Annotated in this window: 12 protein-coding genes; 4 read left to right on the top strand and 8 right to left on the bottom strand. The window is 50.5% G+C overall.

Annotation, left to right across the window (positions count from 1 at the left end):
• A complete protein-coding gene (prmB, locus tag ACH50O_RS06630; RefSeq protein ID WP_446811234.1) occupies nt 1–930 on the bottom strand; it encodes a 50S ribosomal protein L3 N(5)-glutamine methyltransferase in 930 nt (309 codons plus the stop codon).
• Nucleotides 931–1,018: 88 nt separating this feature from the next.
• Between prmB and ACH50O_RS06625 the strand changes: the two genes are divergently transcribed.
• The 3 genes from ACH50O_RS06625 (at nt 1,019) to ACH50O_RS06615 (ending at nt 3,796) form a co-directional block, all read left to right on the top strand.
• Nucleotides 1,019–1,897, top strand: coding sequence for an HDOD domain-containing protein (locus tag ACH50O_RS06625; RefSeq protein WP_446811233.1), 879 nt, complete (start codon nt 1,019–1,021; stop codon nt 1,895–1,897).
• Between the two features lie 131 nt (nt 1,898–2,028).
• The gene (locus ACH50O_RS06620) at nt 2,029–2,376 is read left to right on the top strand and encodes a hypothetical protein (protein ID WP_446811232.1); all 348 of its coding nucleotides are present in this window, start codon (nt 2,029–2,031) and stop codon (nt 2,374–2,376) included.
• Nucleotides 2,377–2,548: 172 nt separating this feature from the next.
• Nucleotides 2,549–3,796 (top strand): hypothetical protein, encoded by a 1,248-nt coding sequence (locus tag ACH50O_RS06615; RefSeq protein WP_446811231.1) that lies wholly within the window; start codon nt 2,549–2,551, stop codon nt 3,794–3,796.
• Between the two features lie 82 nt (nt 3,797–3,878).
• On the opposite strand, the gene ACH50O_RS06610 is transcribed toward ACH50O_RS06615, so the two are convergent.
• The 3 genes from ACH50O_RS06610 to ACH50O_RS06600 are packed head-to-tail and all read right to left on the bottom strand — an operon-like array spanning nt 3,879 to nt 6,829.
• Nucleotides 3,879–4,079 carry a CstA-like transporter-associated (seleno)protein gene (locus ACH50O_RS06610; protein ID WP_446811230.1) on the bottom strand — a complete coding sequence of 67 codons (201 nt, stop codon included), beginning with the start codon at nt 4,077–4,079 and terminating at the stop codon, nt 3,879–3,881.
• Nucleotides 4,072–4,434, bottom strand: a complete 363-nt coding sequence (locus ACH50O_RS06605) for a PilZ domain-containing protein (protein WP_446811229.1) — start codon at nt 4,432–4,434, stop codon at nt 4,072–4,074. The genes ACH50O_RS06610 and ACH50O_RS06605 overlap by 8 nt, the downstream gene beginning before the upstream one ends.
• 58 nt (nt 4,435–4,492) lie before the next feature.
• Nucleotides 4,493–6,829, bottom strand: coding sequence for a DNA internalization-related competence protein ComEC/Rec2 (locus ACH50O_RS06600; protein ID WP_446811228.1), 2,337 nt, complete (start codon nt 6,827–6,829; stop codon nt 4,493–4,495).
• A 237-nt stretch (nt 6,830–7,066) separates the two neighbouring features.
• Here ACH50O_RS06600 and ACH50O_RS06595 point away from each other — a divergent pair, with 237 nt between their 5' ends.
• A complete protein-coding gene (locus tag ACH50O_RS06595) occupies nt 7,067–8,374 on the top strand; it encodes a PepSY-associated TM helix domain-containing protein (RefSeq protein ID WP_446811227.1) in 1,308 nt (435 codons plus the stop codon).
• A gap of 12 nt (nt 8,375–8,386) precedes the next feature.
• Here the strand turns inward: ACH50O_RS06595 and ACH50O_RS06590 are convergent, their stop codons facing one another.
• The 4 genes from ACH50O_RS06590 to ACH50O_RS06575 all read right to left on the bottom strand — a co-directional run bounded on the left by ACH50O_RS06590 (nt 8,387) and on the right by ACH50O_RS06575 (nt 16,977).
• The gene (locus ACH50O_RS06590; RefSeq protein WP_446811226.1) at nt 8,387–9,238 is read right to left on the bottom strand and encodes an HDOD domain-containing protein; all 852 of its coding nucleotides are present in this window, start codon (nt 9,236–9,238) and stop codon (nt 8,387–8,389) included.
• Nucleotides 9,231–14,258, bottom strand: a complete 5,028-nt coding sequence (locus ACH50O_RS06585; RefSeq protein WP_446811225.1) for an EAL domain-containing protein — start codon at nt 14,256–14,258, stop codon at nt 9,231–9,233. Before ACH50O_RS06585 ends, ACH50O_RS06590 begins: the two co-directional genes overlap by 8 nt.
• Before the next feature lie 81 nt (nt 14,259–14,339).
• Nucleotides 14,340–14,879 (bottom strand): YfiR family protein, encoded by a 540-nt coding sequence (locus ACH50O_RS06580; RefSeq protein ID WP_446811224.1) that lies wholly within the window; start codon nt 14,877–14,879, stop codon nt 14,340–14,342.
• 115 nt (nt 14,880–14,994) lie between these two features.
• On the bottom strand, nt 14,995–16,977 hold the full coding sequence (locus ACH50O_RS06575; protein ID WP_446811223.1) for a TonB-dependent receptor plug domain-containing protein: 1,983 nt from the start codon (nt 16,975–16,977) through the stop codon (nt 14,995–14,997).
• Between the last annotated feature and the right edge of the window lie 181 nt (nt 16,978–17,158).

The raw sequence follows: 17,158 nt of genomic DNA, 5'->3' as shown, positions 1-17,158 counted from the left end.
TTATAAAGCGCTGGCAAAATGTGAATGATAAAGAGTGACTTGTACGGCAGTTAGTAAAAATACGCCGTCGCCGCCGCGCTCGAATTCCAGCCATTGGAACGGCACGTCCGGAAACATCTCCTGCAAAGTTTCGGCACTGCTGCCCACTTCGACGATCAAGATGCCCTGCTCCGCCAAATATTTTTTGGCATCGACCAGGATCCGCAATACCAGATCCAGACCATGCTCGCCGCCGGTAAAGCCCATTTCGGGTTCGGCGTGAAATTCGGCCGGCAGACTTTCCCATTCGGCGATGGCAACATAAGGCGGATTGCTGACGATAATGTCGTAAGGTTTGGCCGGCAATTCGTTAAACAAATCGGATTGATAGAGTTGGACTTGCTCTTCCAGTTGATGTTTTTCAATATTGATCTGTGCCACCGCCAAGGCGCCGTCGGATAATTCGACTGCATCGACTTGCGCATCGGGAAAAGCATAGGCGCAGGCGATCGCGATGCAGGCGCTGCCGGTGCATAAATCCAGGATGTTGAATACTTGCGTTTCATCGACCCAAGGTTCGAAGCGATCAGCGATTAATTCCGCAATCGGCGACCGCGGCACTAAAACCCGTTCGTCGACATAAAACGATAGGCCGGCAAAAATCGCTTCATGGGTTAAATAAGCCGATGGCTTGCGCTCGACAATACGGCGTTCGATCAGGCTGACGACTGCCTGCCGTTCGGTCATGGTCAACACGGCATTTAGATAGGCGTGATCCAGGTCGTATGGCTGATGCAAAGTATGTAACACGATGGCCGCTGCTTCATCCAACGGCGTGACGGTGCCGTGTCCCAAGAACACCAGGTGCTCGGCGAAACGGCTGGCAGCCCAGCGAATATAGTCTCTAATGCTGCTGAGGGTTGTGATAACATCCGGGCCTGTTATATTCATAGCGTGTGTATACTTAAAAATACGTTTAAAAATGCAGCAGCGGATTTTAAACCAATCCCCCGCCGCTTGTCCGAATAAAGCAAAGTTAATGACCGAGGCCCACTCTCATCCGCTGTCCGCCAAACTGGCCAAAAATCGTCTGTATCAGGATTGTTTTAAGTACATGCAATCGGATTCTTTGGCGTTGCCGACTATTCCCGATGTCTCGGTAAAAATTCGCCGCGCGATTAACGAACCGAACGCAAACAGCAATAAAATCGCCCGCGTGGTACAAATCGACCCCAGCATTACCGCGCGCTTGGTTAAAATCTCCAACAGTCCGCTGTACCGGGGCCGGCGCAAGATAGAAAGCTGCCCGGAAGCCTTGACGCGTCTGGGTTTAAAAGCCGCCCAGGACATCATTACCGCATTTGCGTTAAAAGCCGTGTTTAACGCCAAATCGCCGGTGATTCGCCGCAAGATGCAAGAGCTTTGGGCGCACAGCAGTTATGTCGCCGCGATCAGCGCGGTGTTTGCCCATAAAACTCCCGGTTTCGATCCGGACCGAGCCATGTTGGCCGGCTTGATCCACGACATTGGGGTGGTACCGATTTTGGCTTATGCCGATCGTCAACCCGAAATTCTGGCCAACCCCGGCGATTTAGCCGAAGCGGTGCGGGAGTTACGCAGCCCGATAGGCGTGCAAATCGTCCGAAAATGGGATTTTCCCTCCGATTTCGAAGACGTAATCATCCACGCCGAAAACTGGCATCGCGACAGCGGCGAACAAGCCTGCTACAGCGACATAGTCATGATTTCGCAATTGCACAGTTTTATCGGCAAGATAGACATCAAACAGATGCCCAAGTTGGACGAATTGCCCGCCTACAAAAAACTGGCTAAAGGCAATCTGGATGCGGATTTAAGCATCAATATTCTCGATCAGGCCAAAGACGAAATCGAGCATATCCGGCAAATGTTAAGTTAAAGCCAGCATCTATTAATTCTATGCGGCGTTGGCATCGGCCCAAACTTGCAGAACAATCTTTCCGGCCTAGCCGTCGCGTTTGAAAACAGCCGGCGAAGCGTTTTTTACTACCAATAATGGAGAGTTAGCTAATGAAAAACACGTTACTGTTTTCCGGTATGCTGGCGTCTGCGCTGGCGCTTCCGGGCTATGCCGGCAGCTTAAGCAACGGCAGTTGGCAACCCAGCGGATGCGGCACCGTACCCGAAGCGCCTACCGTGAGCGGCGATGGCATCGATTCTTACAACAAAAGCATCGCCGCTATTAACACTTGGCAACAAAAATCCCGCGATTATTTCGAATGCTTGATCAAGGAAGCCAATACCGATAACACTATTATCGCCGAGCACGCCAATCAGGCCCAAGCCAAGTACCGGCAAACCGTGGAAAAAATCGGCGCGGAAGCCGATGCCGCCAAAAAAAAATTGGACAAGGAATAAAAGCTTAGGTTTGGCGTGCCTCTCCACCGTTAGGCGCGCCGCTCGCCCAAAGTCACGCGATGCGGTTTCCCAAGCTCGGCGTTTGTCATAAAATCCGCACAACAAAATAATCGGCCTGTAGCGCCGCGACTCGTCCTCTTTTCCCAATCTCTAGCAAACCCAGAACCAGGATATGAATAAATTCGACATCAAGCTGCTGATACTGTCTATCGGGGTACTGTTAACCGGTTGCGCCAGTCTCGGCAAAGGCATTACCGAAGCCATTCTGGAGAAACAGGAACAGGAAGACACCCGGATTTGCGAGATTAAAGGCGAAAAATTCGACGGCATCAAACCGCAATTGGAAGTCCCCGATCGCAAAATGAAGTTACTGATGGTGCACGGTGTCGGCAACCACTTGCCGGGCTACTCCACGCAATTCATGGAAAAGCTGACCAAAGAGCTTGGTCTGACGGTAACCAGCAGAAACGTAAAAAACATCCGCCTGTCCGATGCGAAATCCGAGGAGCGGCCGCTCGGCAATTTGCGTATACACCGTTATCTGGACGCCGGCAAATCCCAGGAAATGCTGTTTTACGAGCTAACCTGGTCCGAGATTAGCGCCAAGGAAAAAGAAGTGCTGTCTTACGATAACTCGGGAGAGCAGTCGTTTCGCCGCGCCGAAGTCAACGATCTGTTAAAGAAATTCTCCAACGACACCGGCCCCGACCCGATCATTTATCTAGGCGAGAAACGCGACGATATTCTGTCGGCGTTCGCTCAGTCCTTCTGCTGGATGATCCACGGCGACTGGAACAGTTTGCCGGATGCAGTCAAGCAAACCTGTTCCACCAAGAACGTCACGCCATTTTATAACGATAGCTACGCCTTCATCTCGCACAGTTTGGGTAGCCGCATTACCATAGACGGTTTGCAACAGATCGCCTCTAAGTTGAGCAACGGCGAAACCGCCGCGTATTACACGGCACTGACCAACGTCTTAAAGAATAAAGAGATACCGATTTACATGATGTCCAACCAACTGCCGATGTTGCAGTTGGGGCGGGCTCTCCCAGAAGTCGCCAATCAGGCCGACAACTATTGCCAAGCCGCCGGCAGCAAATACAACGAAAGAATCCTGGCCAAAACTTCGGTAATCGCATTCAGCGACCCTAACGATTTACTGAGTTATGCCATCCCGCACGACTTTGTGAATAAATATCTGGATTCGCGGCTCTGTATCAACGTCACAAATATCAACATCAATGTTGCCAGAGTCTATGACGCTTTTGGTTTGGGTAAACTTGCCAACCCTATGGACGCTCATATCGGCTACGACACCGACGACCGCGTGATAGCCTTGATTGCCAAAGGCGTAGCCAATGAACGCACCGCACCCCTTGTAAATGAACGCTGTCATTGGATAGAGACCATTCCATAAGCGGGGCGGCGGCGAAAACAGTACGTCGCCAGCGGGAGAGGATTCCAGAATATTAGCGCTGTTGGCACTACCGGCGTTCCACTCAGCAGCAGCGCCTAACCCCGTTCCATTTCCGCCGCGTCTCTGCGGCAAAAAAAGCCTTGCGGCTTAAGGGTTGGCCCTGATCGGCGTGATGCATTTGCCAATGCCGCAGATAACGCGCATATGCCGCCTCACCGTTCATATCCTGCCAAAGAATGCGTAACACCGAAAACACCGCGTGCTTGGGTTTAGTATCAGCCATTGCGATTGGGCACTAATTTCACGCATTCGAACATCAGGTCGTCGAATTCGTCTTCGCTGTGTTTATCGAGATCGTATTGCAAGCCACATTCGCGATCTTCGCGGATGTGTTTGATATTGCCGTGTATCGACATCGCCACCCGCGATTCCGGCAAGATAATAGAAATCCTCAATTCAGCTTCTTCCACGGTTTGGCCCAGCGGTTCTTTCAAGCGAATCTTGATACCGCTGTAGCTCATGTCCACCACTTGGCCGTCGATGACAATTTCGCCGGCGGGCGGTGCCGGCTCGATAATGATATGCGCCATCAGTCCTTCCGGATTAAAACGTATTCGGGTACGGTTTTCGTTCTCCACTGCAATGCTCCATATTGGGTTCTCGAGAGTATAGGCAGAAACCTCGGGACGGCAAAATTTATCTGACGACTACGTTCTGCCGATTCGATGCCGGCGCCATCCAGTATCGCTGACGAACTTCGCGCTCGGCGACCGTCCGCAGATGTTCCCGGTCGCTGTATACGGAAATCGCCCCGGTTTCGGCGACATTCATCCAGGGTATGCCAAGTTGCCGATAACGTTCGAGTACCTGCTGATGCGGGAAACCAAAGCGATTCAAATATCCGGCCGGGATCAGAATCAAATCGGGCCGAACCTGCTCTAGTAAAGCCTGACTGGATGAGGTTTTGCTGCCGTGATGCGGGGCTATCATGACCTGACTGTCTAGTTTGGCGCCGTATTCGCTTACCAACCAGCTTTCGGCGGTTTGCTCGATGTCTGCGGTCAGCAGATAACGCCGATGCGCGGTGCTGATCTGCAATACGCAGGAGTTGTCGTTTTCGCGCGTAAATGGGCTTTCGGGCGGCGACAATACCTGAAACGTCACATCGTCCCAACGCCAAAACTGCCCTGCCCGACAATACTGTCCATTTTCCCGTTCCGCCCATGCCGCGGCGCTGCTGATAATCCGCGTCACAGGCAGTTCCGCGATCACTGAATCCGCGCCACCGCTATGATCGTTATCCCCGTGACTGATGACCAAGGTGTCGATACCGGCAATACCTTGATGGTTCAGAAACGGGATAATCACCGAATCACCCATATCGGTGTATTCCGAATACCGGGCACCGGTATCGAACACCAAGGTGTGCTCGGCGGTCTGTGCGACTGCCGCCAGCCCTTGACCAACATCCAACACACTTAACCAAACGTCGCCGGGTTTGGGTTTATCAACGTCAACAAAAAACAGCGGCAAAAATAATATCGCACTTAGATAACGGCAGGGAAAACCGCGCGGCGCCAATAACAGCAACACGCCAGCTCCGGCGAACGGCAAGGCATACCAGGGTGGAGGCAGACAAGACATGCTGGCTAAAGGTAAGGCCGCCATCTCCGAGAGTAAGTACCATAACCATTGCAAAATTTGATCTAGTGCCTTCAGCAACAAAACGGCTAGCTGCGGCCAAACAAATAGTAAACTTACCGCCAGCAACGCCACCGGTACGATCAATACGCCTATTATCGGTACGGCCAACCAATTGGCGACGGGCGAAATTAACGAAACTTGCTGAAAAAATACGATTAGCAATGGCGACAGGCCGACAGCGGTTGCCAACTGGGCAAGCGTTGCTTCGCGCCAATACCCCGGCCGCGCCAACCTGCCCGCCGACACGTAAATCAATAAAGCCACAGCCGCGAAAGATAACCAAAAACCGACCGACAACACCGCTAAAGGATCTAACAGCACTACAGCTGTCAACGCCAGCAATAGAATCTGCGACGGTGCGGTATTACGCTGCCAGGCAATCGCGGCTAATGCGACACCGAGCATGATCACCGCACGCAAGGTAGGCACCGAATAGCCCGCCAAACCCGCATAAAATAAGGCGGCCAGCCAGGCCGCCACAGCAGCTGCACGTGGCGGCGATATGCTAAGAACCCCAATCCGCGCCCAAAGCCGCCGGCTAAAAACATAAACCAGACCGGCGATCAAGCTGATATGCGAACCGGAAATGACGATTAAATGCACCACTCCCGTAATTCTGAATACCTCCCATTGCCGCTGCGTGATGGCATTCTGGCTACCTATCGTCAAAGCTTTGATGACGCCTAACTGCTCGCTATCAGGTAAGACCGCGTCCAGCTTATCGGCGATTATTTGCCGGCAAAGTGCAAAATATCGGTTTAGGCTAGGTGCGGATTCGATAGGCTTAGGTGCCGGTTTGCTGCGCACATAACCAGTCGCGCCGATGCGGTTGGCAAATAACCAAGCTTCGAAGTCGAAGCCGCCGGGGTTAAGCCGGCCGTGCGGCTTGCGCAGTTTTACCGGAAGTTCCCAGCCTTGGCCTGCCGCTAAGCTTACGCCGGGGTGATACCAGCTTAGCCGAATTTTATTCGGAAAGTCTTGATCCGGATCGGTGACAATAAAATCGAAACCGAGCCGTTGTTCCTGTTGCTGCGGTAGACTGGCGATATAGCCCCGTACGACAAGCTCGCGATTTTGATACATATTAGGCAACCGGGAAGATACAAGCCAAATACCGTAGCAACTAGCCCATAATATGCCGGCAAGCAAGGCAAAAGGCCGCCAGTAGCGGCGGTAAGCCAGTATAAGGCCCAGGCAAATCAAACCCGTTAACTCAATCGCGTCGGGTAGGCGGCTAAATTGCTGCACGGCAACGATGCCGGCCAGAAATATCAGGCTGTTAAAATTCACTGTATCATCGGAACTAGTGCCATTTTTGCTAATGGGCATGCCGCTTTCATCTAGCGGATAAAATACGCGGCAAGAACGGATTGCCGCAAGTCTAGCCGAATTTTAAGAGTTGTTCTTGTTACCAAACACGAACCCGACTGGTTGTTATCGAACTAATCCTGCAAAATAGCCGGCTGCGGTCTTTGAAAATGTAATCAAACGACAAATACGGCGGCGATGCCGCATAGTTGGCCGCCACTATGTGTCGATACTACAAAACCCAAACCCTTGCCACGCATGTCTGAAACTCAATATCCTTTAATCGTTCGCCCGCGTTTCGTGGTTAATGCCCGCAAGTGGTGGCGGCTTTGTCATATTTATCTGGCGCTAAGCCTGGGCCTATTATTTGCGCTGATTGGCCTGACCGGCAGTTTAAGTATTTACCGCGAAGAATTGGATAGCCTGTTCAACCCGCAATTGCGCGTCGACGCCCCGCAAGCTCAATTGTTATCGTTGGATAAAATTATAGCCGCGGTGCGCACGGCCAATCCCGATCGGCATGGCTCCTGGACCTTGGAGCTGCCCCGAGCCGCCGACGGCGTGATCACCGCCTGGTTTGAAAAACCTAAGGAAAGCGTTGACGCTTTCTACGCGCCATTGATGGTGTCGGTTAATCCATACACCGGCCAAGTGGTCGATAGCCGTTTTTGGGGGCAGACACTAGGCACCTGGGTGCTGGACTTGCACACTCAATTGCTGCAGGATGGTTTCGGTCGTCATTGCGTGGCGGCGCTGGGCGGCCTATTGCTGTTGTCCGTCATCAGTGGTTTGTATTTGTGGTGGCCCGGTTGGCGTCGCCTAGGTATTGCCTTTAGCGTGCGTCACGATACCGGTTTGATGACACTGCTGTTCGATTTGCACCGATTGCTCGGTTTTGCGAGTTCAGGCCTATTACTTCTGCTGGCCTTTACCGGCTTTCATCTGGCTTACCCCACTCTACTGGAAAACCTGACCGCCGCGTCCGGCATGGGTCATGGCGATGCCGGACCAAATGTGCGCAGTACCGCTATCCCCAACGACCGGCCGGTCACCCTCAGCGAGGCGGTCTTGGTGGCGCGCGGCCCGTTTCCGAGTTCGGAAGTCCGGCGCATTACCACGCCGGCCGGAGAACTGGGCACCTATCGAATCAATCTGCGCCAACGCCACGAGATCAATCAGCACCACCCGTTTACTACAGTATGGGTTGATCGGTGGAGCGGGCAAATTCGCGATGTGCAAAACCCAAGCAAATTTTCGCCCGGACAAACCTTTACCACCTGGCTCTGGCCGCTACATACCGGCGAAGCTTTTGGCAACGGCGGACGTTTGTTGTGGTTTTTTGTAGGCTCTATGCCTGCCCTGCTCTTTGCGAGCGGTTTGCTGCATTGGCTGTACCGGCACGGATTCATCCCCGACCGGGAAATAGACTTGAAACAATCCGCGATAACGATACGGAGCCGTGGAATAACGCTGATACAACGAATTGCGGCGCTATTGAAACCTGTATTAAACAAAGCGGTTCAAGTAATATACGGCAGGTTAAGCCGCATAAAACGACTTAAATAACATTAAAAACGACTACCGAAACAGCACTTTGGCTAATTCCTGAGTCTTCAGCAACTGGTTCTGCAGATCGACAAATGTCGCGGCCTGACTGGCCTGATTGACCGCCAGTTTCTCCAGTAGGCCGACGGGCCATACAGTTTGGTTATCGAACAAACAGCCCACCATTTGCGCGGCAGCACCAACTACCGCCGCTTGCTGCCAATACTGCCCGCTGTAAACTAGGCTGCGGTGATGCCGAATCACGGTAACCAGCGCCTCGGGTATGCCCCAAGCCCCTGCCAGATGAGCACCGACTTCGCAATAATCGGTTTGCAGCACCTTGCGTAAGGCCTGATTCAAGTCCGCTTCCGGATTGGCCCGTTTGAAACGTAAAGCCCTATGCGTTTCTTCCGGCATGATGTCCGCCATGCAAAGCAAACCGATGTTATGTAGGATGCCGCCGGTATGCACAGTTTGGGCGAATTGATCCTTACCGCCTAATTCCTCGGCCAGTGCGCGCGCACCATGAGCTACCAGCATGCTGCTGACCCAATAACGCTTGATATCGAATCCCGGACAGCTCCGCACGTTAAACGGCTTCATCACCGCCAAGCCGATACCGACGCCGCGCACCACATTCAAGCCCAGTTTTAAGCAGGTTCGTTCCAGCGAAGTCACCGGTTCGCTGGAGTTGTTAAACCATGCCGAATTCGCCAACGCAATTAAACGCGAGGATATCGTGGCATGTCCCTCCAAAATTTTGGCTAATTGGGCATAGTCCAAATCGTCGCTGGACAAAGCTTTGACCACTTGATGGACATCGTGTGGCAACGATGGCAACCGTTTTATATCCAAAAACCGTTCCGGTAGTTCAAGATCAGTCATGCTCGATTCTTTGCCTGTCGTTATAAGCTTGGTTTGATTGAATAAACTCCAGCCGAAAATCTTTGTAAAACAAAGGCGGCAGTTCGCTCGCGGTAAGCGGCGGGCTGAATAAATAACCTTGAACGATTTCGCACCCCAAGCCGCTCATCACCATGGCCTGATCTATCGTTTCCACACCCTCGGCAATCAGCGAGAAATTCATCGCATTGGCCATGCCGATAATCGTGCCCAACAAAATGGGAGTCTGCGGATTGAACAACACGTCTTGCACGAAAACACGGTCGATTTTCAGACAATCCACCGGCATGTCTTTCAATGATGCTAAACACGAATAACCGGTGCCGAAGTCATCGATCGCGATTTGTAGCCCCATCGATTTCAGCCTCTTAAATATATCCATATCCACCGGCGTTTGCATCGCGCTCTCCGTCACCTCGAGTTGCAAATATTCCGCCGGCAATTGCGTTTGTTTTAGTATCTCCGCCACGGTACTGATCAATTGCGGATCGCGAAAATAGGTTGCCGAGATGTTTACCGCCACTGTCTTCAACGGCAATCCCTGTGCCTGCCAAGACATCATTTGCCGGCAAGCCTGACGAAGCGCCCAGTCGCTAATTTTGCCGATCAGACCCAGCGCCTCAGCCAGAGGGATAAATTCGCCGGGGCCGATCAAACCTCGCACCGGGTGTTGCCAGCGCAGTAAGGTCTCTATTCCTACCAGCCCACCGTCCAACATACTGACTTGCGGCTGGTAATACAGTTCGAACTGTTGATGTTCCAATGCATCCCGCAAGGTTTGTTCGTCTTGTAGCCGCTTAATGGCCAAGCCGGTCATTTCCGGGCGGTAATACGCATAGCGCTGTTTGCCGGCGCTTTTGGCTGAATACATGGCGGTATCGGCGGCTTTCATCAAATCGTGTTCGTTGTCGCCGTCTTTCGGATAAATGGCTATGCCGATACTCACCCGCGGTTTTAAATGATAGGTGTCGAGAATTAAAGGCCGATTGATTTCCTGCAGACAGCGCTCGGCAATATCCATGGCTTGAAATTCGTCGGTGATGCTGCTGGCGATAATACAAAATTCGTCTCCACCCAGTCTGGCGGCGAAATCCTCTTCGCGCACGACGCTTTGAATACGCTGGGCTATCGCTTTTAAAAACTGGTCGCCGATATTGTGACCGAAGCTGTCGTTGACGTATTTAAATTCATCCAGATCCAAAAACAAAAACGCGAATTCCTGTTTGCTGCGCGCAGCCGATTTTATGGTTTGTTGAATACGTTTGTGATAATGCACACGGCTGGCCAAGCCCGTCAGCTCGTCGAAAAACGCCAGATGGTGGATCATCCGTTCCGATTGTTTTTGCTTGGATATGTCCTGCACCGTACCAGTAACAAAGGTCTGCAACCCGCTACTGATCAATGCGGTATCCTGGCGCACATTGATTGCCTGATCCAGGTCGGGACGCAGCCTATATTCCACACATTCCACTTTTTCGCCTTGGGCGACGGCTTCTATCAGGCTTTGCACGATTTCGCGGTCGGCCCGATCGATCAAATCCAGATAATTGTGCAGTTCACCATTAAAGTAGGCTGGCGGTACCAAGCAAATTTCGGCTAAGTACGGTGATATTTCGAACTTGTTTTGCCGCGGATCCCAAGTCCAATATCCCAAACCCGCGATACGTTGCGCGGCGGACAATTGTTGCTTGCTGTTACGTAATTCGGCGGTATCGTGACTGGAGCGCAGCAAAAACCGAATATGATGAACCAGCACGATGTGGTTTAGCGGTTTGATTATGAAATCGGTAGCGCCGACCTTAAACGCGCGGTTGATCGACTCGATATCCTCCAAACCGGTGGACATGATGATAGGGATATCGGTCAATTCCGGCTTGGCGGACATGCGCCGGCAGGTTTCGAAACCGTCTATGCCCGGCATAATCGCGTCTAAGATCACCAGGTCGGGAATGGTCGAATCCAAATACCTCAGAGCCGCTTCGCCGCTGTCGGCTTCATCGACCTGAAACCCGGATGCTCTCAGTTGTTCGCCTGTGATCAATCGGAAATTAGGATCGTCATCGACCAATAACAAACGCAAGGGTTTTATCGGCGCGCCGGATTTGCTTGCTTGGGCAGATATTTGCGGTGTGGACGGTATCGACTGGGCGGCAATGGCATGCAGGGTATCAAGCGCCTGTTGTAACTGAATGTCGAAAGCTTCGCGTAACAACTGAATATCGTCGAGCGCGGCCTTCCGCCCTGCCTGCTCCATTGCAAGACAGGTCTTCGCCAACGCTTTCGCACCCAGATTGGCGCTTGACGACTTAAGTGTATGCGCCATACCGGCTACGAGGTCCGGCTTGCCGTCCGCCAAGGCTTGCTTCAGTTTTTCCGCGGTTTCCGGCGCGGTTTTCAAGTACAAATCGATAGCCTTGGTTAGTAAACTCACCCCGTCGGCATCGGTAATTTCCCGCAATTGCTCCAAGTCCGCAAGATGGATGGGGCCGTCATCTATAGCATCCTCCTCTGCTATCTTGTCCGCTGTAGGCGGTAAGGCCGGGGCTATATTTTCGGATGGGATGGGTAACCAATTGCTTAATAGGATGCGCAATTGTTCCTTACTGAACGGCTTACTCAAATAGCTATCCATGCCGGCGGCCTGACATTGATCGTGGATGCCTTTTTGCACATCCGCCGTCAAGGCGATAATCGGGGTTCTGTCGGTGCCGGATGTACGTTCATGTTCGCGAATTTTAGCCGTTGCCGAAAATCCGTCCATTACCGGCATATGGCAATCCATTAAAATCAGGTCGTAACTCCCCTGACAGGCCGCTTGCAAAGCCTCTCCGCCGTCTTTCACCACAACGGTACTGCAGCCCATATTTTCTAAAAAGCTTTTCACCACTTCTTGATTTACCAGATTATCCTCGGCAACCAAAACATGTCCGTAAAACTTATTCAGTTCCGGTTGCGGATCGGCCGACGGCATAGGCGTTGCGGCTTTAAAGGTGGCGATTTCCAGCAAGCAATTCAGCAAGCGGTTTTGAAAAACCGGTTTGTTAAGATAGAAACTGATGCCGTATTCGTGACTCAGTCCGGCTTTGACGTTGACGTTTTCGGAACTCAGCATGATTAATGCCAGCTTGGGAATGCGCCGGTCGCGTTGAATGGCTTTAGCCAGGGACAAACCATCCATAATCGGTAAGTGCCAATCCAGCAATGCCACTTGAAACAGGTTATTCAGGTTGGCCGCTTCCACCAATATTTTCAGGGCTCTCGGTCCACTATCGACAGTCGTCACGTGTGCGCCCCAAAGCGTCAACTGGTCGAAAAGTATTTCGCGATTGGTGGCATTATCGTCGACCACCAGAATATTCAAACCTTCCAATGCGCTGGTATCTGCTCGTTCTATCTCAACCTGAATCCCCAAGTCGAAACCCAGAGTGAAATAAAACCGGGAGCCGCTACCGGTTTTACTATCAAGCGTTAATTCGCCGCCCATCAATTCCACCAATTGCTTCGATATGGTCAAACCCAAACCGGTACCGCCATAACGACGGGTGATACTGCCGTCCGATTGGGTAAAACTATCGAAAATTTCGGCTTGCCTATCATTGGCTACGCCGATGCCGGTGTCTATCACTTCGAACAACAATTCCACACTTTCGTGCGCCGAATTGTTCGTGTTAGTTACTTTGAGCTGTACATCGCCTTGCTCGGTGAATTTGATCGCGTTACTCAATAAATTGAGCAGTACTTGCCGCAATCTTTCCGCATCGCCCTGCACAATGAAATTTAATTGATGCGGAATGTTCAGAATTAACTCCAAGCCTTTTCGGTGGGCTTGTTCCGCCATCATTTCCACCGTCTCTTCCAGTAGACGCCGCAGATCGAATTCCTGCACGATCAGCTGCAATTTGCCGGCCTCGATTTTAGAAAAATCCAGAATGTTATTGATAATGCCCAACAAAGAATTGGCGGAACGGTAGGAAGTTTCGGCAAAACGGGTTTGCCGCTCATTTAACCCGGAAGACATTAACAACTCTGTCATACCCAGGACGCCGTTCATTGGTGTTCTGATCTCATGGCTCATTGTCGCCAGAAACTGCGATTTGGCTTTGCTGGCCTGTTCAGCTTGTTCTTTTGCGGTAAGCGCTTCGGCAATACTTTTACTAAGCTCTTGATTTTTTTCTTCCAATTGCTGGGTGCGGTCGATTACTTGTTGCTCCAAGGAATTGCGATGCATGGCCAGTTGATCGTCGCGAAATTGGATTTCGGCAAGCATGGCATTGTACACATCGGCCAGATCGCCGAATTCATCGTTACTGGTTTTGTTGATACGATGCGAAAAACTCTTCTCATGGCCCACCGATTGCATCGCGTCCATGAGCTTAAGTAAGGGCGCCAGGAAAATCTGCTGCAATTTAGTCGTTAAAATGCCGATCAAGATCATGGTAAACACCACAATCAAACCCATAATCGAATAAAAGGTTTTTAAAATGGCATATAAACCACTTTGATCATCCACTAAATGCAAAATACCGACAACATCCCGATCCAAATAAATAGGACGAACAAGATGCAAATTATTTTGCGTATCGTACTCGAATATATCTCTGATGCCGGCCTGGCTAATTGGAACTTTATTATCAAGAAATAATCGGTTTAAGGCATAGCTGAATATTCTGAGTGGGTTTTCGGTAAAGTCAGCTTTATGCGGATCTTCCAAAATAGCCAATACTTTAGACGCTGTCCAATTTTCGCCACCGGCATTTCGTCCATGATAATCGGCAAATAATATACCATTCTTGTTATATAGCTCGGCATTTAAAATACTACCACGGGTTTGCATACTAGCGAGCATGGAGCTGGCGGCGGCCACATCTTCAAACACCAAGGCCGCTGAAATATTAGATGCAATAATATCGGCAATTAAAACTAATTGCTGTTCCGTCTCTTTTTTCTTTGCAAAATATTCATTAACAATAATTGCTGCCGTTGCCAGAAACAAAGTCAGCATAGCGGTAAACGTTAATATATATACCAATTTAATTTTAATTGGCGCATTATTAAACCATTTAAACATATTCGCTCATCTCGTCTAATTTTCGCCGACTATTTTCGCAAGTCGCAGTAGATTCGAGCTAATATTCAACCGTGCCGCTTTCGCAGCCGTCAAATTAACATATAGTTGAATCTTACCGTCCTTATTGATCATGCCTACCATACCGCCGGCATCCATGAACTCTTCGTCCTCTCCCATCGTCAAAACCGGGTGAGACTTAATGTCCATAAAAACTTGTAAAACCAAATTCTTTGCCAGTTCGCTAATAAATAACACATGACATTGCGTTAAATTACGCAACCGATCGGCGTAGATTATTTTAATCGTCCTCTCTCCAACACTTTTACCATTGATAGACTCAAAAGATTGCTGTACCAGATTATCACCGACCAGACATACATTTAGCGAGTCGCCGGATTCGGTAAATGCCTGCTCCGGCCATTGCGTGAATCGGGCAAAATTCAAGGTTAACGCCGCCAACACCGTATATTGCTCCATTGCCTGCGGTGCCGGGTTCGCTACCGGCGACGTCACTAAACATGCCGAAACCGCTAAATATCGAATTAACTTTTCCATGTTATTAGTGCGGCAACTTAGCATTCAAACTAATTATCGGACTGGTCAACAAAAACAATCGGAAAGACCATTTAGCGAAAGCCAAGGTTTATGGTTGCCTGCCAATCGATATAAATCAAAAACTCCAACTGACTTTACCGTACATGCCGCGATCAATTAAAGTTGGCATAATCATATTTTCTTGTTGGTATTCTAGATGACTCGATGTAAATAAATTCTGTCCTACTAACGACAGCTCCACTTCACGAACCGGTCGCCACGCTAGGCGAGCATCCATCGTCACGTAATTCTTAATATGGTTCATACCGTAAATTGTCACACTGGTATTGTTGTCAACGTACTTAAACCACAAATCAAAATCCAGGTCCTTACTCACCGATAATGCGCTGCGCAAGCTTACCCGCTGTTGCGGACTGACGCCGAATGGAGGGGATGTATCTTGCAGATCGGTTTTCAGCAAACTGTAACTGGCATCCCAACGCCACCAATCCAGCATCTGCCAAACGGTAGCCGCCTCAAAGCCGTAAGTCTTGGCTTTGTAGTTGTTTCCCAACGGGAGCGGTTGTACCACAACGAATCGCGTGGGATCGAAGTAATAAGCAGCCTGGATTGGGTTACGTAAATTATTGTAGTCGTTATAGAATCCGGTAATATCGATCGAGAGGGATTTTATAAATGTCGTTCTATAACCCAATTCGTAAGCAATCACATCTTCGGTGCGGAAATTACGGGTGCCTTGTAAATTCACCTCGGTCGGGAACGGGTTCAAACCGGACGGCGGCACCACGGTTTGCAACAGGGTCATGTTATGCTCGGCGCGAGACGGCGTGCGCACTGCCCTTGACACAGCGCCCCATATTCGATGTTGAGAATGCGGCGTCCACATTAAACGCGCGGTAGGCTGCCCCTCGAATCCGCTGTAGTCGTTATGTTCCAGTTTGGTACCCAAGGTCAGCCACAACATTTGTTCGATCAATTCCATTTCATCCTGCGCGAACGCGCTGAATAATTGATCGTTACGACTGGCGGGGTTTAGGCTTAATAATCTACCCGCGCGGGTATCGTCATGGGTGTACTGATAACCGAATCCCCAGATAACTTCATTGTTATCAAGCAAACTAAACCGGTGCTGAAAATCCAAATCCAGCGTATTCCTGCCCTCGCTGAACCAAGCCTCGTTGCGCCGGTAGTAATCGTAATAAAGTTGCAGGGAATAATCCGAGCTGGTTGAAACGGTATGTTGCCAGCGGCCTAGAATATTACCGCCATAGGTTTCCGCTTTGTCGCGAAAAGTATCGGCATAAGGCGCCGAGATCTGCGGAATCGTTACCGTTTGATTAAGGTGGCTGTGATACAAATCGCCTTGTAGCTTTAGTTCGTCTTTTAAGGTCAAATTGGAATCTATTCTAAAGCCGCCTTGCGCCTTGTCCCAATCGTCGCCGGCACCCGCGCCCAGTGCATTTGTGTTTTGGTTGCGTTTAAAGCCTTTCACATAAGCGCGGCCGGTGGTATCTTCACCCAATTGCGCGCCGTAACGTAAAGCACCAAAGCCTTGTTCCTCGCTGCCGCCACCGCCCGTCAGCAAGCCGCCCGCCGTTTTTGAAGAATGCTTGGTAATGATGTTGATAACGCCATTAACCGCGTTAGCCCCCCAAAGCGTGGCTCCCGGCCCTCTGATAACCTCTATTCTTTCCACGTCTTCCAGCATCACATCCTGGTTTTCCCAATAAACGCCGGAAAAAGAACGGGTATAGGTATTGCGGCCATCGATTAATACCAACAATTTATTGGCAAATCGACTGTTAAAGCCGCGCGCGCTCACCGCCCATTTATTCGAGTCTATTCTTGCCACGTCCAAACCCGGCGCCATCCGCAGCGCTTCTGGAATACTGGTAGCGCCTGTACGCTTAATGTCGTCGTGGGAAATAACAAATATCGCCGCCGCGGAATCGTTTAGGGCTTGAGCTTTCTTCGAAACCGACGTGACTTCGACATTCAGCAAATCCTCCACATTAAGTTCGAGAGGATCCTGAGATGCGGCCCGCAATAGGCAGATATGGCCCGTGAATAAAAAAAATCCGGCTATATATTTTTTCATAATGGCTTCTTGATCAGCACTATTAGCAATTCAGTAAATTCATTTCACCATCGTCCCATGGCTATATTCAGTATGTCGTTTTGACTAAAACATTGCCTGCAATGACTCTATCGTCATTTATTGGGTATATCGGCAAGTCTAGTTCAATTAACAAAATCGGGCAGATGATGTGTCAGTGGCG

The organism is Methylomonas sp. 2BW1-5-20 (assembly GCF_052474515.1).
Note: the sequence above shows the minus strand (reverse complement) of the source record. Positions and strands in the feature narration are given on the sequence as shown.